The sequence below is a fragment of the Tsukamurella strandjordii genome, assembly GCF_039525985.1.
GTDB classification, from domain to species: Bacteria; Actinomycetota; Actinomycetes; order Mycobacteriales; family Mycobacteriaceae; genus Tsukamurella; species Tsukamurella strandjordii.
This window is the reverse complement of sequence record NZ_BAAAII010000006.1, coordinates 151,781-175,663: the sequence shown is the minus strand read 5'-3', so window position 1 is coordinate 175,663 and position 23,883 is coordinate 151,781. Positions and strand designations below refer to the sequence as shown.

Here is a 23,883-nt window from a genome sequence, read left to right as displayed (position 1 = left end):
GAACCGTGTCCGCGACGGGCCCTGTGGAGGAATGAAGTTACATACGCTTACCTGTGGAGGAAGCCGCTCATCCGTTCTGCGCCGGCGGCAGCCAGCCCGCGGTCTCGAAGTCGCGCAGGTACTTCTCGATCAACGCGCGATCGAGCACCGGGATGTCGCCGGGGCCCACGCCCGCGTCGCGCACCTCCCCGCGGAACCGATCCACCGACAGCGCGGATGTGCCCGCAGCCGGGGCCGGTTCGCGCACCGCGTGCAGCAGTGGCAGCACGGAACGCTGTCGTGCCTCGTCCGGGAGGGCCTGCAGCGCTTGCTCGAACCTGGTGAACCAGGTGTCGTAATCGTCGATCCGCTCGATCTCGCGGCCCGATGCCTCGATCCACTCCACGAAGCTGTCCAGGCTCACGCCGTCGTCATTGGCGTTGAGCACGTGGAAGGTTCGGTAGCCCTCACGGCCGGCGGCACTGAGCGTGGTGATCGCCTCGGCGGTGAAGTCCACGGGCAGGCCGTCGTAGTGCGGACGGTGCCCGGAGGCATCCGGAGCGTAGAACGAACGGGGCGCCAGGCCGGTCTCTGCGATGCTCAACAGCAGCCGGGTGAACTGATCGACCGCGTTGAACTGCCCGTGGAACCTGCTGTGCGCCAGGATCATGTCGGACCGGAAGACGCGTACGGGAAGACCTGCGAGATCCGCCGCCTCATGCAGCAGCACCTCACCGGCCCACTTGCTCACGGCGTAGCCGTTGGCGTAGGCATCGGCGCCGATGCGCCGCTCGGCGCCGTGCACGCGCACGTCGTCGTCCTCGGCCAGGACGCGGCCGTCGTCCTGCGGGACCACGGCCACCGTCGAGACGTAGTCGATGGATTTGCGCCGGGTGGTGAGCGCGAGACGCACCACCTCGCCGGTGGCCACCACGTTCGGTCCGAACAGCTGGTCGTAGGGCAGCACGTGGTTGACCAACGCGCCGCAATGCACCACGTGGTCCACGCGCGCAGCGAGATCGGTCCAGGTGGCCTCGTCCAGGCCGAGCGACGGGCTTCCGAAGTCGCCCGCGATCACCTGGAGGTGCTCCTGCGCGAGCTCAGCGAACTCCGCGGTGAGCGCGGGGTCGGCGTCGCCGATGGCGGCGACCACGCGCCGGCGTGCGTCATCGGCGTCCGCGCCGCGCACCAGCGCGATCACGGTGCCGCGGTGCGGGGCCACCCGGCGCAACCACTCGAGCAGCAGGAACCGGCCCAGGTAGCCGGTCGAGCCGGTGAGCAGCACGGTGGCGGGTTCGCCGGTGGCGGCCGGCAGCGCCGGTGCCGCAGCGAGCAGCTGCGGGTCGATGAACTTCTCCAGAGTCAGGTCCGCGGCGCGGGCGACCTGGGCGTTCGTCCCGTGCACCGAGGCTGCGGTGGGCGCGCCCACGGCGCCCGACCGGGCCCGCTCGATGTGGTCCGCGACGCCGCCCAGTGTCGCCGTGGGGCCGACGATCGTCTGCACCGGCACCGGGACGCCGTACAGGCCCTCCAGCGTGGTGGCCAGTGACAGCGCCGACAGCGAGTCGCCTCCGAGGTCGCCGAACCGGGTGCCGGCGTCGAAGTCATCGGCCTCGGCGCCGAGCGTGAGTGCGGCGGCAGCGACCACCGCGTCGATCACGGGACCCGACGCGTCGAGCGCCCGCAGGCCCTCGCGCTGGCGGGCATCGGCTTCGGCGTACAGGGCGTGCAGCGCGTCGCCGTAGCGGGCGGTGAGCGCGGGACGGACGAGTTTGCCGATGCCGGAACGCAGCCCGTTCTCCTGGGAGAAGGGATCCCGCTCGATGATCACATCGCGCGGCAGCTCGTAAGCGGCGAGGTCGTTCTCACGGGCGATCGCCGCCAGGCTGTCGAGCACGCGCGTCCGGGTCTCGGCATCGGTCTCTCCCTCGCGACCTCCCGCGGGGACCACGACGCCCAGCAGGTACGACCGCTCGCTGGTGCCGTAGACGAAGATCTGCTCCACCTCGGGGCTGGTCGCGTAGACCGCCTCGAGCTGCGCGATCGGCACGAACTCGCCCTGCGCCAGCTTGATCACGTTGCTGCGCCGGTCCACGTACTCGAGGCGGTCCGGGCCGAGCTCGGCCATCACGTCGCCGGTGCGGTAGAAGCCCTCGTCGTCGCGCACCTGCTTATCGGAGTGGTAGTAGCCGGGGATCAGCTGGTTCGACTTCACCAGGAGCTCACCGCGGGGATGCGGGGTATCGGTGGTGAAGTAGCCGAGTTCGGGAACGTCGATGAGCTTGTACTCGGTCACCGGCGGCCGCACGATCACGCCGTCCCGGATGACCCCGCCCGCTTCGGTGGAGCCGTAGCCGATCTGGATGTCGATGCCCAGCAACCACTCCATGAAGGTCTGCAATTCAGCGGACAGCGCGGCGCTGCCGCACATCGCAGCCTGCAGCCGGCCACCCAGCATGCGGTCGCGCAGCTCGACGCGCGCGGTCTCGGCATCGGTCTCGGCCTCCACTGCCAGGAAACGCTGGTGTACCAGCTCGCACACGCGCGGAACGAGCCCGATGGCGGTGGGACGGGCGGCCGCGAGGTCGTCGAACAGCGTGGACATATCGGATGCACCGGCGAAGTAACCGGTGCCGCCCGAGGCCAGCCCGGCGATCAGCCAGTTGCGGCCGTACATGTGGCTCATCGGCAGGAAGTGCAGCAGTGATTCGGACGGCATGTCCACATCGACGATGCTGTCCACCTTGAGCCAGGCGTCCACCACCAGCTTCTCCGTGTACATCGCACCCTTGGGCGTCCCGGTGCTGCCCGAGGTGTAGATCAGGGTCACCAGCGGATCGGTATCGGGCTCGGGAGCGAAGAACTCGGGCTGCGGCAATGCCTCGCCTGCGAGGACGTCGGCCTCGATGCCCTCGTAACCCTCGTACCCACCGTCGAAGACCACCACGCGGGGCGTCGCCGTGGACTCGCGCAGCGCCTCTTCCGCGAGCTCCACCTGATCGGCGCTGACGGCGAAGATCTTCGGTCGGGTCTCGTCGAGGATCGCGGCGATCCGAGCGGCGGGCGCTCCGGCCTGCAGGGGCACGTTCGGCGCTCCCAGCAGTGTGGTCGCGAGGTCGACGGTCACGAAGTCCGCGCTGGTGAATCCCAGGATCGCAACGAAGTCGCCCGGGTCGAGCTCGCTTCGCCAGGAGGCGGCCAGCGCGGTGACCCGCCGCCAGATCTCGCCGAAGGAGACCGTGACGTAGGGCGTGCCCGGACCGCCCTCCCGCGTCGCGAACGCCGGACGATCCGCGAACTGGTCGAAGATCCGCGCGATCACCTGTGGGAGTCGTTCGGCCTGTGGGCCGGCGGCCCCTGCCCCGCCGGCTCCAGTGGTCGCGGGGTCACCGTTCTGCACCGTCTCGATCGACATCTGACACCTCTTTTCACTACGGAACTCTAACTAACTCATTCCCTAGCTTAGCTACTGATCGGTAGCTCCGCACGTTCGACGCATCACGAGTCGAAACCTGGCCCCCACGGCCCCCGCGGTGGTGGACTGGCGCCCCGTACCCCGCCCCATCGACGGAAGGCTGCCGTGAGCTCGCCCAACCCCCTCCATCTGCACTGGTTCCTGCCCACCTACGGCGATTCGCGGAACCTGATGGCGGGAGGGCACGGCAGCGGCATGAGCGGCGATCGCCCCGCGAACCTGCACTACCTCAAGCAGCTCGCGCTGGCCGCCGAGGCGAACAAGTTCGAGGCGGTGCTCATCCCCACCGGCCTGTGGTGCGAGGACGCCTGGCTCACGGCGGCGTTGCTCACCGAATCCACCGAGACCCTGAAGTTCCTCGTCGCCCTGCGCCCCGGTCTGGTGAGCCCGCTGCTGTCCGCCCAGATGGCGAGCACGCTGCAGTGGCAGTCGGGAGGCCGCGTCCTGCTCAACGTGGTCACCGGCGGTGAGTCGTCCGAGCAGCGCGCCTTCGGCGACACCCTGACCAAGGACGAGCGCTACGCCCGGTGCGGCGAGTTCCTCGACATCACCCGGCAGCTCTTCACGTCCTCGGAGCCGGTGAACGTCGCAGGGAAGTACGTCTCGGCGGAGAACGCCCTGCTGGCGCGGCGCCCCGAGCCCGCGCCGCCGATCTTCTTCGGCGGCAGCTCCCCCGCCGCCGGCGACGTCGCCGCCCAGCACGCCGACACTTACCTCACCTGGGGCGAGCCGCCCGCCCAGGTGGCCAAGAAGATCGAGTGGATCCGTGGACTGGCCGCAGCCCAGGGACGCGAGCTCACCTACGGCATCCGGCTGCACGTGATCTCTCGCGATACGTCCGAGGAGGCCTGGGCCGAGGCGAACCGCCTGCTCGGCAATCTCGATCCCGCGGCCGTCCGCGCGGCGCAGGCCAACCTCGCCAGGAGCGAGTCCGAGGGCCAGCGGCTGATGCGCGAACTGCACGGCGGCGGTGCGGCTTTCGACGAAGCCGCCGATGCCCGCAGCCTCCAGGTGTATCCGGGCCTGTGGACCGGCGTGGGCCTGGTCCGCGGCGGCGCCGGGACCGCCCTGGTCGGCTCGCACGACGAGGTGGCCGACCTCATCGCCGAGTACGCGGCGCTGGGCCTGGATCACTTCATCCTGTCCGGGTACCCGCACCTGGAAGAGGCCTACCACTTCGGCGAGGGCGTGCGCCCCCGCCTCGCGGCCCGCGGCCTGCTCGACGCCGGCACTTCGCCGTCGGAGCCGGTGCGCGGGGCCTTCCTGCCCAACCTCTCCCCCACCTCCTAGACAGCCCCGAGCCGAAGGAACACCATGACCACCGAGAAGATCGCCGACGAGATCAAGTTCGCCTACTGGGTCCCCAATGTCTCCGGTGGACTGGTGACCAGCGATATCGAGCAGCGCACCAGCTGGGACTTCGAGTACAACAAGAAGCTGGCCCAGACCGCCGAGCGCGTGGGCTTCGAGTACGCGCTCTCGCAGGTGCGGTACATGGCCAGCTACGGCGCCGAGTACCAGCACGAGTCCACCTCGTTCAGCCTCGCGCTGCTGGGCGCCACCGAGAAGCTCAAGGTGATCGCCGCCGTGCATCCCGGCCTCTGGCATCCCGCCGTGCTGGCCAAGTTCGGCGCCACCGCGGATCACCTCTCGAACGGCCGGTTCGCGATCAACGTGGTCTCCGGTTGGTTCGCGGGCGAGTTCAAGGCGCTCGGCGAGCCCTGGCTCGAGCACGACGAGCGGTACCGGCGCAGCGCCGAGTTCCTCGAGGTGATCCGCAAGATCTGGACCGAGGACAACGTCGACTTCGGCGGCGACTTCTACCGGATCCGCGACTTCACCCTCAAGCCCAAGCCGCTCAACACCCCGGAGCGCCCGAATCCCGAGCTGTTCCAGGGCGGCAACTCCTCGGCGGCGCGCGTGAACGGCGGCAAGTACGCCGACTGGTACTTCTCCAACGGCAAGGACTTCGACGGCGTCACCGACCAGCTCGACGATCTGCGTCGCGTGGCACGGGAGGCGCAGCGCGAGGTGAAGTTCGGCCTCAACGGCTTCATCATCGCTCGCGACACCGAGAAAGAGGCGCGGGACACCCTGCGCGAGATCGTCGAGAAGGCCAACAAGCCCGCGGTCGAGGGCTTCCGGGACGCGGTGCAGCAGGCGGGCAAGTCCACCTCCGATGGTCGTGGCATGTGGGCGGACTCCTCGTTCGAGGACCTGGTCCAGTACAACGACGGCTTCCGCACCCAGCTGATCGGAACCCCGGAGCAGGTCGCCGAACGGATCGTGGCCTACAAGGAGCTGGGGGTGGACCTGATCCTGGGTGGGTTCCTGCACTTCCAGGAGGAGATCGAGTACTTCGGCGAGAAGGTGCTGCCCCTGGTGCGCGAGATCGAGGCGAGCCGCGCCGGGGCGCTGGTGTGACCATCGCACCCGGAATCGACTCGGCGCAGACGGCATTCGATTCGGCGCGCTACCTCGCCGAGCGGTTCGCCGAGACCGCCGCCGACCGGGACCGCGATCGCCGGCTTCCGCACGCCGAGGTGGAGTACCTCTCCGACGCCGGGCTCTTCGCGTTGACGGTGCCCGCCCGGTTCGGCGGACCCGATCTGCCGCCGTCCACTGTGGCCGAGGTCTTCCGCATCCTCGCCACCGCCGACGGATCGCTCGCGCAGATCCCGCACAGCCACTACGTGTACCTCACCGCGCTGCGCCTGGCCGCGCCGGAGGGCCTGCAGCGCACGCTGTTCCAGCAGGTGCTCGACGGTGCTCGGATCGCGAACGCGCAATCCGAGAAGGGCGGGAAGACGGTGGCCGAGGTGGCCACGACGCTCACCCGGACCCCGGACGGTGCCCGCCTCGACGGTGAGAAGTTCTACTGCACGGGCTCGCCGTACGCGCACATCCTCGCTGTACTGGCCCGCGACGCCGACTCGGGGGAACAGGTGATCGCCTTCGTTCCGACGGAGACGCCCGGCATCACCGTGCTCGACGACTGGAACGGGCTGGGCCAGCGCACCACCGGCAGCGGGACGGTGCGCTTCGACGATGTGGCCGTCCCGCCCGGGGCGGTGGTGCCGCGCTCGCCCGCCGTCTCCGAGCCCACCGGCTACGGTGCGTTCGCACAGCTGCTGCATGTGGCCATCGACACCGGGCTCGCCCGGGGCGCACTGGAGGCGGCGGCGGAGTTCGTCCGTACGAAGTCTCGCCCCTGGTTCGAGGCGGGCGTCGACCGCGCACAGGACGACCTCCTGGTGGTGCAGCGATTCGGCGAGCTCACCGTGAGTGTGCGCGCCGCCGAAGCCGCGCTCACGGTGGCCGCTGCGGCCGTCGACACCGCCTTCGCCGAACCCGGCGCCGAGCACGCCCAGGAGGCCTCGATCGCCGTCGCCACCGCGAAGGTCCTGGCCGACCGCGCCGCCACCGAGGTGCCCGCCGCTCTGTTCGAGGTGAGTGGGACGCGCAGCGCGGGCGGCGATCTGGGCCTCGACCGGATCTGGCGTGACGCCCGCACGCACACCCTGCACGATCCGGTGCGATACAAGGTGCACCACCTCGGCCGCAGCACCCTCAATCAGGTGCCGCCTCCATTGCACGGCGTGCTCTGACGCGGTCCTCAGATGTGCGCCGCGACCAGCTCGCGGATGCGCCCGAGCTGGTACCGGGAGGTCTCATCCGCGGTCTCGTCCTCGGCGAAGACGTTCGAGCAGATGATCGCGTCCTCGCGGCCGAGGAAGCCGGTGCGGCCGAGCAACCCGAACAGCGCCGTCCAGTCCACGTCGCCGGCGCCGATCCGCAGGTGCTGATGCACGCGCACGGCGTTGCCGGGCGGGTTGGTGATGTAGCGCAGGCCGTGCGAGCGGCGATGGTCGTAGGTGTCGGCTGCGTAGACCGCTCCGAGCCGATCGCCGAGTTCCGGGACCAGACTGTCCGCGCGATCGCCGTAGTGGAAGGTGTGGCTGCCGACGTAGACGAATCCCACCGCGGGTGAATCCAGCCCACGCAGTATCTGCCAGGCCGCCAGGCCGTCCTCGACGAAGTCGTCGGGGTGTGGATCGAAGTTCAGGGTGATACCTGCGGATTCGAGCAGTGGGATCAGTTGTTCCATGGACCGGTAGAAGGCCGCCTCCGATTCCTCGAATCGTTCAGGTCGTCCGCTGAATTCGGTATTGATCACGGAGACCTCGAGCGCTTCGGCGACCTCGATGACGCGCCGGAAATTCCGCAGTGCGGCCTCCCGCTGCGGTTCGTCCGGCCACGAGATCCGCTGCACCGGGAGCAGCGAGGCGATGCCGACCCCCGCATCCGCGGCGCGTTTGCGCACCGTGGCGAGGTGAGCGCGGTCCACCCTCGGATGCCCGAAGAAGGGCACGAACTCCGGATGCGGCGTGAGCTGGATCCATTCGTATCCGGCCCTCGCCGCCACGTCGAAGAAGTCGAGGAACGCGTGGGTGCTGTGGAACGGCGTGGGATCGAGGGCGATTCGGACCATCACAGCCCCCTAGCGCTCGGCGTAGAACGCCGGCGTCACGGGCAGGTCGACGGTGACGGGCCCCTCCTTGTCGAGGGCCTCGACGCCCGCGGCGCAGCACACGGCCACTTTGTAGCCGTCGAACGCCGACGGTCCCGCCACCACGCCGCGCCGCGCACCGTCGACCCAGGCCTGCACCTGGCGGTCGTAGGCCTCGCGGAATCGGGTCGTGTAGTCGGCGTGCTCCGCCACGGCGAACCGTCCCGCCTGGAAGAGCTGGAGCCCGGACGGTTCACCGATCCTGGCCACGCCCTGCTCGAAGACCGCCTCGGTGGACACCTGGTAGCCGAAGCCGATGGAGACGTTCATCTCGACGTCCACGAGGACGCCGTTGTCGAGCTCCATGATCACCAGGATCGGCTCGCGAAGACGTTCGGGAGCGCCACTGTTGCGGCGCGGGTACTTCACCTCGACCGAACGCACGACGCCTCCGGCGAGCCAGGGCACCACATCGAACTCGTGCACCACGGAATCGTTGATGAGCATCGATTGCACGTAGCTCGCCGGGACCGAGGCGTTGCGGTGCCGGGCGTGCAGCATGACCAGTTCACCGGCGGCGCGATCGGCGATCAGTGCCCGCAGTTGCTCGTACTCGCGGTCGAACCGGCGCATGAATCCCACTTGGATCAGCTGCTTCCCGCCCGCCATCTCCGCCTCCACCACGCGCCACGACGACTCGGGTTCCTTGGTCAGGGGCTTCTCGCACAGCACGGGCAGCCCGGCGGCGAGCACCGCGAGCAGCGCCTCCTCGTGGAACTGCCCCGGCGTGGCGATCAGCACCGCGTCGGCGAGCCCCGACGCCAGGGCACCGTCGAGGTCCGTGAAGCCCTGCGCTCCCGGTGCATCGGCGAGCGCGGCACCGCGACGCGCGGCACCGCGACGCGCGGCATCGGGTTCCACGACGGCCGAGACGGTGGCACCGGTGATGGCGGTGGTGATGCGCCGGATGTGGTCGGCGCCCATCATTCCGGCGCCGACGACGGCGATCCGCAGGTCCTGGCTCATGGGGTCTTCGCTCCTGTTCGGTTGGGCGGTCAGCGGGTGCGGGTGAGTGGGTGGCAGCCGAAGATGTGCTGCCGGGTTCGGGTGGCGATGCCCGCCGGGAGGTCGATGTCGACGCCGGGCATGTCCTGCTCGACGATCGCGAAGATCTCCGAGTCGATCCCGTTGACGGCGTCGATGATCGGTGCGAAATCGGGGATGCCGGAGGGTGGTTCGACCATGATCTCGGCGGCGCAGTCGGCGAAGGCGACGTCGTTCTTGAGGACGTCGAAGCGCAGTTCCGGATCGATCTGCTTGAGGTGCAGGTACCCGATCCGGTCCGGGTGTTTCGTGATCAGCTCGACGTTGTCGCCGCCGTAGTAGGCGTAGTGCCCTGTGTCCAGACACAGGCTCAGGCTCTCGGGATCGGTGATCTCCAGGAGGCGCTGCACCTCGCGTGCGGTGCCGATGTGGCTGTCGGCGTGGCTGTGGAACTGCTGGCGGATGCCGAACTCCTCGGCCAGGGCGCGGCCGAGGCGATTATGGCCCTCCCCCATGAGGTTCCACTGCTCGGTGTTCAGGGTACGCGGTTCCAGGGTCTCGCCGGTGGCGTCGGAGCGCCACAGGTCGGGGATCACCACGAGGTGCTCGGCCCCCATCGCCTGCACCAGGGCGGCGACATCGCTCACCTGCCGCCAGGCGCGGTCCCACTGATCGGCGCCCTTGTGGAAGCCGGTGAAGATGGTGCCGCCGGACAGCGCGAGATCGCGCTTGCCGAGCTCGTCCTCGAGGCGCCCCGGATCGGTGGGCAGGTAGCCGTAGGGGCCGAGCTCGATGTAGTGGTATCCGGCCGCGGCGGCCTCATCGAGGAAGCGTTCCCACGGTGTCTGGCGGGGGTGTTCGGGGAACCACACACCCCAGGAGTCGGGGGCGGTGCCGATGCGCAGTCCGGCGGTGTGCTCGCGGTCGTCGGTCATGATGTGGATCCTTCTCGGAGCGGGTTCGGCACTAGCCGAGGAGCGGGCGCTGCTGGACGCGCTGCCGTTCGTAGTCGGCGCGCGCCGCCCGGGTGCTGTCCATCGTCGAGACCTCGGCGACGGGAACGTCCCACCAGCCGCCGCCCTCGGGCGCGTAGACGAACGGGTCGCTGTGCAGATGGATCACGGTGGGACCGCTCGCGGCCTTGGCGGTGGCGACCGCCCGCGACAGGTCGCCCAGAGCCTGCGGACCGGGCGCGATGTCGATCACGTCCACGCCGTAGCTGGCGGCGTTCGCGGCCAGGTCCACCGGAAGGAAGGGGCCGCGCTCGAAGTCGGCGTGCGCCGGATCGCCGTCGGGTGATTCGGCGTACCGGTACCGCGTGCCGTACCGCTGCGATCCGACCGTCTCGGAGAGGTGACCGATCGACGCGTAGCCCTGGTTCTGGATGATGATCACGATCAGTTTGATGCCCTCGGCCACTGCGGTGACCAGTTCGGTGTGCAGCATGAGGTAGGAGCCGTCGCCCACCATCACCACGACATCGCGATCGTCACCGTCAGCCAGGAGTCCGCGCTTGGCGCCGAGACCGCCGGCGATCTCGTATCCCATGCAGGAGAATGCGTATTCGACGTGGTAGCCGAGTGGATCGCGCACTCGCCACAACTTCTGCAGGTCGCCGGGCAGCGACCCCGCTGCCTGGATGATCACGTCGCGGGGATCCATGGCAGCGTGCACGGCTCCGATGATCTCGGGCTGGCCCGGCAGCTCGCCTCCGGTGGGCACGAAGGCGGCGTCGACCGCTGTATCCCACTCGCGTTTTGTTGCGGCGATCCGATCGGCGTAGCCGGATTCCACGGTGTGACCGTCGAGTTCGGTTCGCAGGGCGATGAGCGTCTCGCGGGCATCGGCGATCACCGGGAGCTGGGACCCGTGCTTGTAGGCGTCGAACGAGGCGACGTTGATGTTGACGAAGGTGACCTCGGGGGCTTGGAAGGCGGTGCGGCTACCGGTGGTGAAATCGCTGTACCGGGTGCCGATTCCGATCACAACATCCGCCTCGGCGGCGATCGCATTGGCCGCGGCGGTGCCGGTGGCGCCGATGCCGCCGAGGTTCTGCGGGTGGTCCCAGATCAGCGCCCCACCACCCGCCTGGGTGGTGCCCACGGGTATCCCGGTGGCCTCGACGAGCCGCCGCAGTGCGTCTTCGGCGCCGGAGTAGATCACGCCGCCTCCGGCCACGATCAGCGGTCGTTTCGCGCCGCGGATCGCCGTCACGGCGCGGGCCAGCGGCCCGCGCTCGGGCAGCGGGCGGCGCAGGTGCCACTCGCGGTCGGCGAGGAACTCTTCGGGCACGTCGATGCTCTCGGCCTGGACGTCTTCGGGCAGCGCGATGGTCACGGCGCCGGTCTCGGCGGGATCGGTCAGCACCCGCAGTGCGGCGAGCGCGATCGAGAACAGCTGCTCCGGGCGCTGCACGCGGTCGAAATAGCGGGAGAGGGGGCGAAAGGCATCGGAGACCTGGATCCCCGTGTCGTGCGGGAACTCCAGCTGTTGGAGGACGGGATCGGCCACGCGGGTCGCGAACGTGTCCGAGACCAGCAGGAGCGCGGGCATCCGGTTCGCGGTGGCCAGCGCGGCACCGGTGAGCATGTTGGCCGCCCCCGGTCCGACCGACGCGGTGCTGGCGTACGTGGCGCGCCGCCGGTGCATGCGGGCGTAGCCCACGGCCTGGTGCACCATGGCCTGCTCGTTGCGCGCCTGGTGATAGGGCATGAGCCCGGGTTCCTCGACGGCCGCCTGGAGCAGGGCCTGGCCGACGCCGGCGACATTGCCGTGCCCGAAGATCCCGAAGGTGCCGGGCACGGTGCGCTCGCGCACGACGGTGCTCGTACCGTCGGCGCCGACGACCTCGTCCACGGTCCATTGATGGGCCAGGAACTCGACCAGGGCCTGGCCGACCGTCATCCGCCGCGTGCTCATTCGGCTTCTCCTTCGCTGGATCCGGTGGGGGCCGCGTAGGGCAACCGGGAATCGGGTTCCTGTGCGCTCCATGTGTCCCGCAGCCAGGTCTGGCGCGGATCATCACTGATCAGCCATTCCCGTTCGGGGTCGGGGCCGGCCATCACGTTGAGGTAGTAGAGGTCGTACTCGGGCGCCGCCATCGCCGGACCGTGGTAGCCGAACGGGACCAGCGCGATGTCACCGGTGCGGACCACGGCGTTGGTGTCGATCTCGCCCGCGTTCGACGAGTAGGTGACGAAGCTGCCGAAGGCGTCCGCGTCGGCGGGGGCCGATCCCGCCTCCCGCAGTGCGCGGGTGGGAGCGGCCTCGAAGTAGTAGATCTCTTCGAGCCTGGTCTCGTGCCCCGCGATGTACTCGTCGTGCTTGTGCGCGGGGTGACTGCTCCAGTTCCCACCCGGCGTGATCACCTCGCACACGATGAGTGCGGCGGCGTCGAGGGTGCCGGGAGTACCGAAGTTGTGCACCTGGCGGGTGTCGCGGCCCGCTCCGCGGACCTCGACCGGGACCGCGTGCGCCGGGACGTGGTGGGTCGGTCGGGTGACGGTGGTCGGGGCTTCCGCCACCGCCACCCGCCCGGTGCCGCGCACCGTCAGTCCGGTGCCCGCACCGATGTACAGCACGTCGGTGGGACCGTCGAACACGGAGCGCCGCCCGGCCAGCGTCGTGGAGACACCCTCATGATCCACGATGCAGCCGCCGGTCAGGGGGACGACGATGCGTTCGATTCCGCCCGCGGGCAGCGTCAGCGCGCCGGCGGCCAGGTCCGCGATCCGGATCCCGGTGTGCCGCCAGCCGGGGATCGTGGTGTCGACCACGGATTCCCATCCATCACGCGCCAGGTCACCGCGGGGATGGAACCACTCGTTGGGTGTCGCCGCCATGGCCGTTCCCTTCTCGAAATGCGTCAGTCGTTCTGCGGGAAGCCGAGGTTGATGCCTCCGTGCGAGGGGTCCAGCCACCGGCTGGTGATCGCCTTGAGCTGAGTGAAGAATTTCACGCCCTCGGCGCCGTGCGCCTTGGTATCGCCGAACATGGATTCCTTCCAGCCACCGAAGCTGAAGGTGGCCACGGGAACCGGGATCGGCACGTTGATGCCGATCATGCCCACCCTGATATCGCGCTGGAACCGTCGTGCGGCGCCGCCGTCGTTGGTGAAGATCGCGGTGCCGTTGCCGAAGGCGCCGGAGTTGATCAGTTCGACGCCCTCCTCGTAGGAGTTCACGCGGACCACGGCGAGCACGGGTCCGAAGATCTCCTCGGTGTACACGCGCGAACCGGTGGGCACTCGGTCGATCAGCGTGGGTCCGAGCCAGAAGCCCTCGGGCGCACCGTCGGGCTGCACCGAACGCCCGTCGACCACGACGGTGGCGCCGTCCTCGATCGCGATGTCGATGTAGGACGCCACCTTGTCGCGGTGCGCCTTCGTGACCAGCGGGCCCATATCGCAGCCGCGGCGGCCGTCTCCGGTGCGCAGCGTGGCCATGCGCTCGGTGATCTTCTCGATCAGGGCATCGGCCACGGGCTCGACGGCGACTGCGACGGAGATCGCCATGCATCGCTCCCCCGCCGAGCCGAAGCCGGCGTTGATCGCGGCGTCGGCGGTGAGGTCGAGGTCGGCGTCCGGGAGCACCAGCATGTGGTTCTTCGCGCCGCCCAGGGCCTGCACGCGCTTGCCGTGCTTGGCGCCGGTCTCATAGACGTACCTGGCGATCGGCGTGGAACCGACGAAGGAGATGGCCGCGACATCGGGGTGGGTCAACAGGCCGTCGACGGCTTCCTTGTCGCCGTTGAGCACGGTGAACACGCCGTCCGGCAGTCCTGCCTCCTTCCACAACTCGGCCATCCAGATCGACGCCGACGGATCCTTCTCGCTCGGCTTGAGCACCACCGCGTTACCCGCGGCGATGGCGATCGGGAAGAACCATGCCGGCACCATCGCCGGGAAGTTGAACGGGCTGATGATGCCGACCACGCCGAGCGGCTGCCGGGTGGAGTAGACGTCGACTCCGGACGAGACCTGCTCGCTGAACTCACCCTTGAGGTGATGTGCCAGGCCACAGGCGAATTCGACGACCTCCTGGCCGCGACTGATCTCGCCGAGGGCGTCCGAGAGGACCTTGCCGTGCTCGCTGGTGATGATCTCGGCGAGTTCGGGCTTGCGGGCCTCGAGCAGTTCGCGGAACCGGAACAGCACCGACTGCCGGCGTGCCAGGGACAGATCGGCCCACGCCTCCTGTGCCTTGCGCGCGGAGGCGACGGCGGCGTCGATCTCGGCGCGGTCGGCCAGCGCCACCCGCTTGGTGACCACCCCGAGGGCCGGGTCGTAGACGTCCGCGGTGCGACCGCTCGTGGACGGGTGGGCGGCACCGTCGATCCAGTGCGGAACGACGGGAAGTTCTGTGGTGGTCATCGGTACGGTCTCCTCGGAGTGCGTCGGGTCGAGAGGTTCAGGCGCCGTGGACGAGTGCCGCGGCGGTGTCGACGGCGGCGGCGACATCGCCGTCCGCGGGGTAGAGCAGGGTGCGGCCCACGACGAGTCCGTGCACTCCGGGCAGGCCGAGCGCCTTCGCCCAGGACGCGTACACCGCATCGGGATCGCCCGCGGGGTCGCCTCCGAGCAACAGTGTGGGCAGCGTTGCGGCGGCCATCACGCGCTCCATGTCGTCGACCACGGGCAGCTTGAGCCAGCTGTAGGCCGAGGTGCTGCCGAGGCCGCATGCGATCGCGATCGAGGCGATCACGGCGTCGGTGGACAGGTCGTTGACGATCTTGCCCTCGGACCAGCGGCTGAGGAAGGGCTCCAGCATGATCGGCAACTTGGCGGCAGCGGCGGCGGTGACCGCCGCGGCGGTGGCCTCCAGGGTGGCGGCGGTACCGGCGTCTTCGAGGTTGATCCGCACCAGCAGTTTCGCGAAGTCCAGCCCGTCGCGCTGCATGGCGGGCACGTCGTAGGAGGTGTACCGATCGTCCATCTCGAACGCGGCGCCACGCAGGCCGCCGCGGTTCATCGACCCCACCACGATCTTGTCGTCGAGGACGCCGAGCAGGGCCAGGTCCTCGATCACGTCCGGCGTGCCGAGCACCCCGTCGACGCCGGGCCGGGAGGCGGCCAGCGCCATTCGTTGCAGCAGCTGGTAGCGGTCCGCCATCGCCATCGGGTCGGAACCGACGCCGAGCGCCCCACGGGCGGGGTGGTCGGCGGCCACGATCATCAGGCGCTTGTCGCCGCGTACCAGCGGACGGCGGCGGCGAGCGGCGAGCACTTCCGCGATCGCATCGGGAGCCTCCAGCCGAGCGGTACGGAGGCGCTCGAAGTCCTCGGGGCCCAACGGGCCGGCGTTGAGATACGAATCAGACATGATTGCGGTCCAGCTCCTCGATGACGGTGTCCACCTCATCGGTGGTGGGCATGGCGGTGGAGCACTCGCGGCGGGAGGCCACGATGGCGCCGGCGACGTTGGCGAAGCGCAGCGTCCGTTCGAGCGGCCACCCGGACAGAAGCCCGTGGCAGAGGGCGCCGCCGAACCCGTCGCCCGCGCCGAGACCGTTGATCACGTCAACGCGGTACGGCGGCACCTCCACCCGCTCGTCGCGGGTCTTCGCCAGCACGCCGCGCGGGCCCTGCTTGACGACGGCCAGTTCGACGCCACGGTCGAGCAGGGCGTCGGCCGCCCGCTCGGGTTCGGTCTCCCCCACGGCGATCTCGCATTCCTCGCGGTTGCCGATCGCGACCGTGACATGGTCGAGAGCCCGCCCCACCTCGGCGCTCGCGAGCTCGGGCGACTCCCAGAACATCGGCCGGTAGTCGAGGTCGAGCACGGTGAGCGGTGTGCGTCCGCGAGCCGCCCACGCGGTGTGATGAGCGGACCGGCTGGGCTCGCGGGAAAGTCCGGTGACGGTGGCCCAGAAGATCCGGGCGGCGCGGATCGCGTCGAGGTCGAGCGCATCGTCGTCGACCATGAGGTCGGGCGCGATCGGATCGCGGTAGAAGTACAGCGGGAAATCGTCGGGCGGGAAGATCTCGCAGAACGTGACCGGGGTGTTCAGCCCGGCGACGGTGCCCACGTACCGGTCGTCGACCCCCAGCCGGCGCAGTTCGGTGTGCACGAAGCGACCGAAGGGATCCGCGCCGGTTGCGGTGATCACGGCCGAGGTGCGGCCGTATCGCGCGGCCGCGACGGCGACGTTGGTCGCACTCCCGCCGAGGTACTTGCCGAAGGTCTCCACCTGATCGAGGCCGACCCCGTCCTGCAGGGGGTAGATGTCGATGCCGACGCGACCGAGGGTGATCAGATCGAACGGCGCGCCGCCGGTGCCTGTGGTCATGGCGTGGCTCCTCCTGGTGGGTAACGTCGTGAGTGCGACGTGGATCACTGTATCTCATTTGTCCTGTCATACAAACATCTCTCGACAAATTTTCGTCAGATACACGACTACCTGCGAACTTCGACGTTCTCCGGACGGTTGCGAGGGGTATGACAACGCGGCTGCGGCACACGTCGCCGGTCGATATGTGCTGACATACTCGCGCAATTCCGTAAAAGTTGATTGTCCACACATGCGTTGCTCAGGACCGCGAGAAAATGCACGTCGTGACCTAGACTCGTCGGTATGTCGCAGGACGCCCTCCCCGTCGAGCTGGACCGCACCAGTCCGGTGCCGCTGTACTACCAGCTCGCCCAGGCGCTGGAACGGTCGATCCTGGACGGCCGGCTCGTTCCCGGTGACCGGATCGAGAACGAGATCGATCTCGCCAAGCGGCTCAACCTGTCTCGTCCCACCGCACGCCAGGCGATCCAGGCGCTCGTGGACAAGGGGCTTCTGGTGCGCAAGCGCGGAGTCGGAACGCAGGTGGTGCGCAACGAGGTCCACCGCGCCGTCGAACTGACCAGCCTCTACGAGGACCTGGTCGCCGCAGGGCAGCGGCCGTCCACGAAGCTGCTCGATTACCGGCTCGGACGGGCGGACGAAGAGGTGGCGGACGAGCTGGGGATCGAGCACGACGCCCAGGTGGTCTCGATCCGCCGGCTGCGCAGTGCCGACGACGTACCGCTGGCGATCCTCACCAACCACCTTCCCGCCGAGCTGGCTCCGGCTCCGGACGAGCTCCAGGCCAAGGGGCTCTACCAATGCCTGCGCGGTCGTGGCATCACCATCGCCCAGGCGGAGCAGCGGATCGGCGCGCGCATCTCGACCGGCGACGAGGCCGAGCTGCTGGACGAGGGGCCCGGCGATGCCGTGCTCACGATGCAACGCGTGGCCTTCAACGAGGTCGGCACGGCCATCGAGCTCGGCCGGCACGTCTACCGGGCCTCGCGGTACTTCTTCGACGTCTCCGTCTTCAGTCGCTAGCGGTCACAGGCCGGCCAGATTCGGCGGCGTGACGATCTGGATCGCGGTCGGCCGCGGGCGCTGGGGCCCCGGGAGCGCACCGTGATACCCCATCACCGCGTGCGCGGCCTGCCGCAAGTCGGCTCGCAGATCGTGGTGCAGGAGGGCGGTGATGCGCCCCGCGCACAACAACTCCCGGTTCGACTCGGCCAGATCGTGGCCGATGTAGGCGTGATAACCGCGGTCCGCGCCGTCGAAGGCCGCGATCACGCCCCGGTTGCCCCCGCCCGGCGTGTACACCCCCGCGATCTCCGGTTCGCGGGCCAGGACCGCCGCCACTGCGCGCCGGCAGGCCTCGTCGGAGCCCGCGGTGTTCGGCACCTCGATCACCGACCGCTCGGGGTCGATGCGGCGGATCTCGCTGCGGAAGCCCATCTCCCGTTCCTCCTCGCCGCGGAAGAGTGCGCCGCTGGTGACCACCAGGTGCGCACCGGGCCGCTCACCGACGAGCTGTGAGACCAGGTACGCCGCCGTCGCACCCGCCGCCCGGTTGTCCATCCCGACGTAGGCGATGCGCGTACTCGCCGGAATGTCGGTCACCACGGTGATCACGGGGATCCGGCGCGCGGCGAGCCGATCGATCGCCGCCGCAACCTCGGGGAGGTCGGGAGCCTTGAGAATGACGCCGTGGCTTCCCTTGCGGGCCAGGGTATCCAGCTGGGAGATCAACTCGGCGGTCGGCCACTCCTCCCGGAAGTGGTAGCGCGCCCGGAAGACCGCCGGCCGCAGCGCCGGTAGCTCGGATTCCAAGGCGTCGCGGGTGAGCGTCGAGAAGCGACGCGGCGTCTCCATCACGACATCGAGCATGAACCTGCGCCCGGACAGGCGTAGTTGGGTGCGTTGCCGGTCCAGATCCGCGATCGCCTGCCGCACCTGTTCGGCGGTCCCGGCCCGAACCCCCGGCCGGTCGTGCAGCACACGGTCGACGGTGGCCTCACTGACGCCGGCCTGCTGAGCGATCTCACGGATCGGATACGGATGCGGCATCGGGTGCTCCTGTCGGCGCGGTACTCCACCATTCTGAGGGGTTTTTGATGGGTTTGCGGGGTGTTTCGACACGACTCCGGTTGGCAACATCTGTGGTGCACAGCACATCCGGCCCCCGGGCCGCCGAACAGGAGCCACCGCCCATGGCCACAACCGCATCATCCCGGCCCGTCCGGGTTCGCGCGCAGGACTGCGACCTCGACGAATTCGTCGCGCTCCTGTCCACGGAGACCGACCTCGCCGCGTTCCCGAACGCCACCGGGTCCGAGCGCGGGGTCCTCACCTACGGCCACGACGTGCAGCGGCGCGCAGCCGACGCCCCGGCCTTCCGCGAGGACCTCGGTGACGAATTGGTGCGGGCCCTGCTGGACGGACCCGGCATCGTCGTCTTCCCCGGCGCCTTCGATCAGCGGCACGGCCTCGACGAGTGCACCGCGGCGTACACCGCGATGATCCGCGAGCAGCGCGCGGCGGGGGGCGCCGGCGGCGATCACTTCGCCGCACCCGGTGCCAACGATCGCATCTGGAACGCCCTGCAGAAGCTCGCGCTCCGCGACCCCGCCCTCTTCGTGCGGTACTACGCCAACGACGTGCTCAACCTGATCGCGCAGGCCTGGCTCGGACCGATGTACCAGGTGACCTCGGCGATCAACGTGGTCAACCCGGGCGGCGGGGCGCAGTCTGCGCACCGGGACTACCACCTGGGCTTCATGTCGCCGGAGACGGCCGCGCAGTTCCGCATCCCGGCGCATCTACTGTCCCCCGCGCTCACCCTGCAGGGGGCGGTGGCGCACGTGGACATGCCGCTCGAATCCGGCCCCACCATGTACCTGCCCTACTCGCAGCGGTATCCGAACGGGTACCTCGCCTTCAACCTCCCGGAGTTCCAGCAGTACTTCGCGGAGCACTACGTGCAGCTCCCCCTCGCCGCCGGCGACGCGGTCTTCTTCAACCCGGCACTGTTCCATGCGGCCGGATCGAACGTCTCCGGCGGAATCCGCCGCATGGCGAACCTGCTGCAGGTCAGCTCGGCGTTCGGCCGCGCGATGGAATCGGTCGATCGCTCCGCCATGCTGCGCGCGACCTATCCGCACATCGCGAACCTGGCCGCGTCCGATCCGCGCGGGGCGGGCCATGCCGTGGCGGCCACCGCGGAGGGCTACGCCTTCCCCAGCAATCTCGACCTCGACCAGCCGGTGACCGGGATGCACGGCGAGACCCAGGCGGAGCTCACCCACCGTGCCCTCGACGCCGGCATGTCCGCCGCGGAGTTCAGCGCACAGCTGTCGGCGCTCGACGCCCGGAGGCTCGCGTGAGTGCCGCGGCCGGAGGCGATCTCGCGGGCCGCGTGGTCCTCGTGTCCGGCGGCACCCAGGGCGTCGGCGCCGCCGTGGTCCGTGCCGCAGTGGCCGCCGGAGCACGTGTGGCCTTCACCGGACGCCGGGCGGACGTGGGCGACGCGCTCGCGGCCGAGCTCGGGGCGGGCGGCGCGGACGTGCGCTTCCTGATGGCCGATGTCGCCGATCCGGCACAGGCCACGGCTTCCGTCGAGGCGACCGTTGCGGCCTTCGGCCGCGTCGACGGGCTGTGCAACGCAGCCGGGCTCACCACCCGCGGCACCCTGCTCGACACCACCCCCGAGCTCTTCGACGAGCACATCGCCGTGAACCTGCGAGCCCCGTTCTTCACGATGGCCGCAGCGGTGCGCGATATGCGCGGTCGCGGCGCGCCGGGGGCGATCGTCAACATCATCTCGATGTCCGCGCACGGCGGACAGCCCTACCTCGCGCCGTACGTCGCCGCGAAGGCGGGACTGATCGGGCTCACCCGCAACACCGCCCACGCCCATCGGTTCGACCGGATCCGCGTCAACGGACTCAACATCGGGTGGACCGAGACCGAGGGTGAGGCGATCACACAGAAGCGGTTCCACGCTGCCACGGACGACTGGGCGCAGGAGGCGGGCCACGGCCTGCCCGCGGGACGGCTCGCGCAACCCTCCGAGGCGGCCGATGCCGTCGTCTTCCTCCTCTCCGATCGCAGCGGCATCGTCACCGGCTCGGTGATCGACTGGGACCAGCACGTTCCCGGCGCCTACGACTGATCCGTTCCGAACTCCCCTCTCCATCCCCCACTTTCGAGAAACGAGAAGCCCGATGACCGACCTTCCCCTCCGCCTCGCCGCCGCCCCGATCTCCTGGGGCGTCTGCGAGGTCCCCGGTTGGGGGTATCAGCTCGCGCCCGATCGCGTACTCAGCGAGATGCGCGAGCTCGGCCTCACCGCCACGGAGACCGGCCCCGACGGCTTCCTGCCGGCCGAACCGGCTGCGCTGCGCACCACGTTGTCCGGCTACGGCCTGTCCTGCGTCGGCGGCTTCATCCCCCTGGTGCTGCACGACCCCCACGTCGATCCGCTCCCCGAGTTCCTCGTCGCCGCCGACCGGATCCTCGCGGTCGGCGGCGGCGTGGCGGTGATCGCCGCTGCGACCGGCACCGACGGCTACGACGCGCGTCCTGAGCTCGACGCGTCCGGCTGGGACACCCTGCTGCACAATCTGGACCGGCTCACCGCCGCCGCCGGTGAACGCGGCCTCGATGCCGCGCTGCATCCACACGTGGGCACCATGATCGAGCAGCGCCCCGAGGTCCTGCGCGTGATCGAGGGCTCGGCCGTCACCCTGTGCCTGGACACCGGGCACCTGCTCGCGGGTGGCACCGACCCGGTCGACGTGGTCACCCTCGCCGCTGATCGCGTCCGCCTCGTGCACCTCAAGGACGTGCGCGCCGAGCTCGCGGCCCGCGTCCGCTCGGGCGACCTCAGCTACACCGACGCCGTGCGGGCGGGCATGTACACCCCGCTGGGCGATGGCGATGTGGACCTGCCCGCGATCATCAAGGGTCTCACCGCGGCCGGGTATGCGGGATGGTACGTCCTGGAGCAGGACACGATCCTGGGCTCCGAGGCGGACGGCGACACCGCGAAGGACGATGTCGCGGCGTCGATCGACCACCTCCGGGCCGTGTGCGCCACGACGTCCGCATGACGCGCGGCGAGGCCGCGGTCCGCATCGACGGCACTCCGCTTCCCGGTGACCCGCTGCGCATCGGGGTGCTCGGCGCGGCGCGGATCGCCGCCGACGCGATCGTCGGTCCCGCCCATGCCCTGGGGCACCGGCTGGTCGCGATCGCCGCGCGCGATCGCGACCGCGCCGAGGCCTTCGCCACAGAGCACGGCGTGGAGCGGATTCACGGTGATTACCAGGCGGTGATCGACGATCCCGAGGTGGACGTCATCTACAACCCGCTGGTCAATTCCCTACACGCGCAGTGGAACCTGGCCGCGGTGCGTGCGGGAAAGCCGGTGCTCACCGAGAAGCCCTTCGCGGCCAACGCCGATTCCGCGCGTGCGGTGGCCGACGCCGCCACCGCGGCGGGAGTCGTGGTGCTCGAGGGGTATCACTACCGGTTCCATCCCCTGGTCGCGCGGGCGGAGCAGCTGCTCGCCGCCGGCGCGATCGGCGACCTGCGCCGGATCGACGTGCGGATGTCGATGCCGACGCCACCGGACGAGGATCCGAGGTGGTCGGCGGCGCTGGCGGGCGGTGCACTCATGGACCTCGGTTGCTACGCCGCGCACGTGATGCGCACCTTCGGCGCCTTCGCCGGAGGTCGCCCGACGGTACGCGGCGCGGTCGCCGTCCTGCGTTCACCGGGCGTGGACTCGGCCTGCGATGTGGATTTCGGATTCCCCGGCCGCGACGGCGCGATGCCGGTGACCGGCCACGCGCACGTGTCGATGGTCGGTGATCGCTACGACTTCGCGCTCGTCTTCCGCGGCGACGGCGGATCCATCGCGATCCCCGATTTCCTGGGTCCGCACCGCGACGATCGGTTCATCGTGACCGGTGCGGACGGGTCCGAGACGGTGGAGCACCTCGATCGCACGTCGACCTACACCCACCAGTTGGCCGCCTTCGCGGACGCCGTGCGGACGGGAGCGGCGCTCCCGATCGACGTCGAGGACTCGGTGTCGACGATGGAGCTGGTGGACTCGGCGTACCGCGCGGCGGGCCTGACACCACGGTGAACCCCACGAACCGCATCGCGATGAGCGATGATCGGTTCCACCCATGACCCGTCTGCCCCGCCCCGCCACCGTCTCCTTCCGCCGCCCGCTCGCCCTGCTGGTGGCGGGTGCCCTGTTCCTGGAGAACCTGGACGGCACGGTGCTGCAAACCGCCGCGCCCGCCGTGGCACGCGAATTCGGCACGACCCCCGCGGGGGTGAGCCCGGCGATCGTCGCCTATCTGCTCGCCGTGGCGGTGGCCCTTCCGGCCGCCGGGTGGGTGGCCGACCGGTACGGCGCCCGGCGCACCTTCGTCTGGTCGGTCGTGGGATTCACAGCGGCGTCGCTGGCCTGCGCCGTGGCACCGGACCTGGTGTGGCTATCCGTCTTCCGCGCGGCACAGGGTGTTGCGGGTGCGCTGGTGATCCCCGTGGGTCGGATCGCGGTGCTGCGCACGGTGCGCCCCGTCGACCTCCTGGCCGCGATGGCGTACCTCACCTGGCCGTCGCTGATCGCGCCCGTGATCGCGCCCTTCATCGGCGGCGTCATCACCGACCGCCTGGGCTGGCGGTGGATCTTCGCGCTGAACATCCCGATCGGCATCGCCCTGGCCATCGGCGGCGTCCTCCTGATCCCCCGTCCGCAGGCGCTCCCCCGAACCCCGTTGGACCGCTGGGGATACCTGTGCACGGCGGGAGCGGTGGTCTGCCTGATCGGCGGGGCGGAACTGGTCCGCAGCGGACGGCCGGTACTCGTCGCCGCCCTGCTCGTCGGCTCCGTGGCACTCACCGCGGCCGCGGCGCACGGGATGTCGCGACGCCCTGCCCCGCTGTTCGACCCGGCGGTGATGCGTATCCGGACCTTCCGCGTCGGCAACGTGAGCGGTTCGGTGTACCGGCTGGTGATCACCGGTGCGCCCTTCCTGTTCGTCCTGACCTTCCAGGCCGGGTTCGGGTGGAGCGCTTCCGCGTCGGGTGCGATGGTGGCCGCCGTCTTCCTCGGCAACCTCGGCGTCAAACCGCTCACCACCCCGATCATCCGGGCGATCGGCTTCAAGCGGACCCTGGTGGGTTCGATCCTGGCCGGCGCGGCCGCGCTGGCGGCGTTCTCAGCGGTGACGTCCGCGACCCCGCACGTGGTGATCGCGGTACTGCTGGTGTTCAGCGGCGCGGTGCGGTCGATCGGCTTCAGCGCCTACAACACACTCATGTTCGCCGATGTCCCGCCGTCGATCCTGGGCTCGGCCAACACGCTGTCGGCCACCTTGCAGCAGGTGGGAACCGCGCTCGGTGTGGCGGTGGTGGCCGCGGCCGTCGGGCTGGGAACGGCGGCGGCGGGACCGGGCGAGGCCGAGCTGGGATACCGCCTCGCCTTCCTCCCGCTCGCGGCCCTCCTCGTGCTCCCGCTCCTCGGAGCGCTGCGCCTACCCGCGGCAGCCGGACAGCACGCCGCGACGCGCTGAACCGTCCG

General features: G+C 70.0%; 19 protein-coding genes. 9 read left to right on the top strand and 10 right to left on the bottom strand.

The window, feature by feature from the left end; translation table 11 throughout:
• Positions 1-67: 67 nt before the first annotated feature.
• Positions 68-3,394 carry a thioester reductase domain-containing protein gene (locus ABD108_RS12110; protein WP_343930421.1) on the bottom strand — a complete coding sequence of 1,109 codons (3,327 nt, stop codon included), beginning with the start codon at positions 3,392-3,394 and terminating at the stop codon, positions 68-70.
• 231 nt (positions 3,395-3,625) lie between these two features.
• Here ABD108_RS12110 and ABD108_RS12105 point away from each other — a divergent pair, with 231 nt between their 5' ends.
• Genes ABD108_RS12105 through ABD108_RS12095 form a run of 3 tightly spaced genes read left to right on the top strand, consistent with a single transcriptional unit; the run spans position 3,626 to position 7,062 of the window.
• Positions 3,626-4,744 carry an LLM class flavin-dependent oxidoreductase gene (locus ABD108_RS12105; protein ID WP_220659663.1) on the top strand — a complete coding sequence of 373 codons (1,119 nt, stop codon included), beginning with the start codon at positions 3,626-3,628 and terminating at the stop codon, positions 4,742-4,744.
• Positions 4,745-4,768: 24 nt separating this feature from the next.
• The gene (gene sfnG, locus ABD108_RS12100; protein WP_220659464.1) at positions 4,769-5,878 is read left to right on the top strand and encodes a dimethylsulfone monooxygenase SfnG; all 1,110 of its coding nucleotides are present in this window, start codon (positions 4,769-4,771) and stop codon (positions 5,876-5,878) included.
• Positions 5,875-7,062, top strand: a complete 1,188-nt coding sequence (locus tag ABD108_RS12095; protein ID WP_343930420.1) for an SfnB family sulfur acquisition oxidoreductase — start codon at positions 5,875-5,877, stop codon at positions 7,060-7,062. Before sfnG ends, ABD108_RS12095 begins: the two co-directional genes overlap by 4 nt.
• An 8-nt stretch (positions 7,063-7,070) precedes the next feature.
• Here the strand turns inward: ABD108_RS12095 and ABD108_RS12090 are convergent, their stop codons facing one another.
• The 8 genes from ABD108_RS12090 to iolC are packed head-to-tail and all read right to left on the bottom strand — an operon-like array spanning position 7,071 to position 16,295.
• Positions 7,071-7,946: a sugar phosphate isomerase/epimerase family protein gene (locus tag ABD108_RS12090; RefSeq protein WP_343930419.1), complete on the bottom strand. Its 876-nt coding sequence runs from the start codon at positions 7,944-7,946 to the stop codon at positions 7,071-7,073.
• Positions 7,947-7,955: 9 nt separating this feature from the next.
• On the bottom strand, positions 7,956-8,990 hold the full coding sequence (locus ABD108_RS12085; protein ID WP_343930418.1) for a Gfo/Idh/MocA family protein: 1,035 nt from the start codon (positions 8,988-8,990) through the stop codon (positions 7,956-7,958).
• 29 nt (positions 8,991-9,019) lie between these two features.
• On the bottom strand, positions 9,020-9,943 hold the full coding sequence (locus ABD108_RS12080) for a sugar phosphate isomerase/epimerase family protein (RefSeq protein WP_220659468.1): 924 nt from the start codon (positions 9,941-9,943) through the stop codon (positions 9,020-9,022).
• 31 nt (positions 9,944-9,974) lie between these two features.
• Complete coding sequence (gene iolD, locus ABD108_RS12075; protein WP_343930417.1) at positions 9,975-11,927, bottom strand: 3D-(3,5/4)-trihydroxycyclohexane-1,2-dione acylhydrolase (decyclizing); 1,953 nt, start codon at positions 11,925-11,927, stop codon at positions 9,975-9,977.
• Complete coding sequence (gene iolB, locus ABD108_RS12070) at positions 11,924-12,850, bottom strand: 5-deoxy-glucuronate isomerase (protein WP_343930416.1); 927 nt, start codon at positions 12,848-12,850, stop codon at positions 11,924-11,926. Before iolB ends, iolD begins: the two co-directional genes overlap by 4 nt.
• A 23-nt stretch (positions 12,851-12,873) precedes the next feature.
• Complete coding sequence (locus ABD108_RS12065) at positions 12,874-14,379, bottom strand: CoA-acylating methylmalonate-semialdehyde dehydrogenase (RefSeq protein WP_343930415.1); 1,506 nt, start codon at positions 14,377-14,379, stop codon at positions 12,874-12,876.
• Between the two features lie 37 nt (positions 14,380-14,416).
• Positions 14,417-15,328 carry a Cgl0159 family (beta/alpha)8-fold protein gene (locus tag ABD108_RS12060; RefSeq protein WP_343930414.1) on the bottom strand — a complete coding sequence of 304 codons (912 nt, stop codon included), beginning with the start codon at positions 15,326-15,328 and terminating at the stop codon, positions 14,417-14,419.
• A complete protein-coding gene (gene iolC, locus ABD108_RS12055) occupies positions 15,321-16,295 on the bottom strand; it encodes a 5-dehydro-2-deoxygluconokinase (protein ID WP_220659473.1) in 975 nt (324 codons plus the stop codon). Before iolC ends, ABD108_RS12060 begins: the two co-directional genes overlap by 8 nt.
• Positions 16,296-16,580: 285 nt before the next feature.
• Between iolC and ABD108_RS12050 the strand changes: the two genes are divergently transcribed.
• The gene (locus ABD108_RS12050) at positions 16,581-17,321 is read left to right on the top strand and encodes a GntR family transcriptional regulator (RefSeq protein ID WP_220659474.1); all 741 of its coding nucleotides are present in this window, start codon (positions 16,581-16,583) and stop codon (positions 17,319-17,321) included.
• 3 nt (positions 17,322-17,324) lie between these two features.
• Here ABD108_RS12050 and ABD108_RS12045 read toward each other — a convergent pair whose 3' ends face one another.
• Complete coding sequence (locus ABD108_RS12045) at positions 17,325-18,347, bottom strand: LacI family DNA-binding transcriptional regulator (protein WP_343930413.1); 1,023 nt, start codon at positions 18,345-18,347, stop codon at positions 17,325-17,327.
• A gap of 143 nt (positions 18,348-18,490) precedes the next feature.
• Between ABD108_RS12045 and ABD108_RS12040 the strand changes: the two genes are divergently transcribed.
• From ABD108_RS12040 to ABD108_RS12020, 5 genes are read left to right on the top strand one after another with little or no spacing between them, the layout of a single operon-like run.
• Positions 18,491-19,663 carry a phytanoyl-CoA dioxygenase family protein gene (locus tag ABD108_RS12040; protein ID WP_343930412.1) on the top strand — a complete coding sequence of 391 codons (1,173 nt, stop codon included), beginning with the start codon at positions 18,491-18,493 and terminating at the stop codon, positions 19,661-19,663.
• Positions 19,660-20,451 carry an SDR family oxidoreductase gene (locus ABD108_RS12035; RefSeq protein ID WP_343930411.1) on the top strand — a complete coding sequence of 264 codons (792 nt, stop codon included), beginning with the start codon at positions 19,660-19,662 and terminating at the stop codon, positions 20,449-20,451. Before ABD108_RS12040 ends, ABD108_RS12035 begins: the two co-directional genes overlap by 4 nt.
• 52 nt (positions 20,452-20,503) lie before the next feature.
• Complete coding sequence (locus ABD108_RS12030) at positions 20,504-21,391, top strand: sugar phosphate isomerase/epimerase family protein (RefSeq protein WP_220659478.1); 888 nt, start codon at positions 20,504-20,506, stop codon at positions 21,389-21,391.
• Positions 21,388-22,434: a Gfo/Idh/MocA family protein gene (locus ABD108_RS12025; RefSeq protein WP_343930410.1), complete on the top strand. Its 1,047-nt coding sequence runs from the start codon at positions 21,388-21,390 to the stop codon at positions 22,432-22,434. The genes ABD108_RS12030 and ABD108_RS12025 overlap by 4 nt, the downstream gene beginning before the upstream one ends.
• Positions 22,435-22,477: 43 nt before the next feature.
• Complete coding sequence (locus ABD108_RS12020) at positions 22,478-23,875, top strand: MFS transporter (RefSeq protein ID WP_343930409.1); 1,398 nt, start codon at positions 22,478-22,480, stop codon at positions 23,873-23,875.
• The last annotated feature ends 8 nt before the right edge of the window (positions 23,876-23,883 follow it).

Coding starts and splice junctions, on each gene's coding strand:
- ABD108_RS12110 (WP_343930421.1), bottom strand. CDS start 3,394: ATGTCGATCGAGACGGTGCAGAACGGTGACCCCGCGACCACTGGAGCC.
- ABD108_RS12105 (WP_220659663.1), top strand. CDS start 3,626: ATGGCGGGAGGGCACGGCAGCGGCATGAGCGGCGATCGCCCCGCGAAC.
- sfnG (WP_220659464.1), top strand. CDS start 4,769: ATGACCACCGAGAAGATCGCCGACGAGATCAAGTTCGCCTACTGGGTC.
- ABD108_RS12090 (WP_343930419.1), bottom strand. CDS start 7,946: ATGGTCCGAATCGCCCTCGATCCCACGCCGTTCCACAGCACCCACGCG.
- ABD108_RS12085 (WP_343930418.1), bottom strand. CDS start 8,990: ATGAGCCAGGACCTGCGGATCGCCGTCGTCGGCGCCGGAATGATGGGC.
- ABD108_RS12080 (WP_220659468.1), bottom strand. CDS start 9,943: ATGACCGACGACCGCGAGCACACCGCCGGACTGCGCATCGGCACCGCC.
- iolD (WP_343930417.1), bottom strand. CDS start 11,927: ATGAGCACGCGGCGGATGACGGTCGGCCAGGCCCTGGTCGAGTTCCTG.
- iolB (WP_343930416.1), bottom strand. CDS start 12,850: ATGGCGGCGACACCCAACGAGTGGTTCCATCCCCGCGGTGACCTGGCG.
- ABD108_RS12065 (WP_343930415.1), bottom strand. CDS start 14,379: ATGACCACCACAGAACTTCCCGTCGTTCCGCACTGGATCGACGGTGCC.
- ABD108_RS12060 (WP_343930414.1), bottom strand. CDS start 15,328: ATGTCTGATTCGTATCTCAACGCCGGCCCGTTGGGCCCCGAGGACTTC.
- iolC (WP_220659473.1), bottom strand. CDS start 16,295: ATGACCACAGGCACCGGCGGCGCGCCGTTCGATCTGATCACCCTCGGT.
- ABD108_RS12050 (WP_220659474.1), top strand. CDS start 16,581: ATGTCGCAGGACGCCCTCCCCGTCGAGCTGGACCGCACCAGTCCGGTG.
- ABD108_RS12045 (WP_343930413.1), bottom strand. CDS start 18,347: ATGCCGCATCCGTATCCGATCCGTGAGATCGCTCAGCAGGCCGGCGTC.
- ABD108_RS12040 (WP_343930412.1), top strand. CDS start 18,491: ATGGCCACAACCGCATCATCCCGGCCCGTCCGGGTTCGCGCGCAGGAC.
- ABD108_RS12030 (WP_220659478.1), top strand. CDS start 20,504: ATGACCGACCTTCCCCTCCGCCTCGCCGCCGCCCCGATCTCCTGGGGC.
- ABD108_RS12025 (WP_343930410.1), top strand. CDS start 21,388: ATGACGCGCGGCGAGGCCGCGGTCCGCATCGACGGCACTCCGCTTCCC.
- ABD108_RS12020 (WP_343930409.1), top strand. CDS start 22,478: ATGACCCGTCTGCCCCGCCCCGCCACCGTCTCCTTCCGCCGCCCGCTC.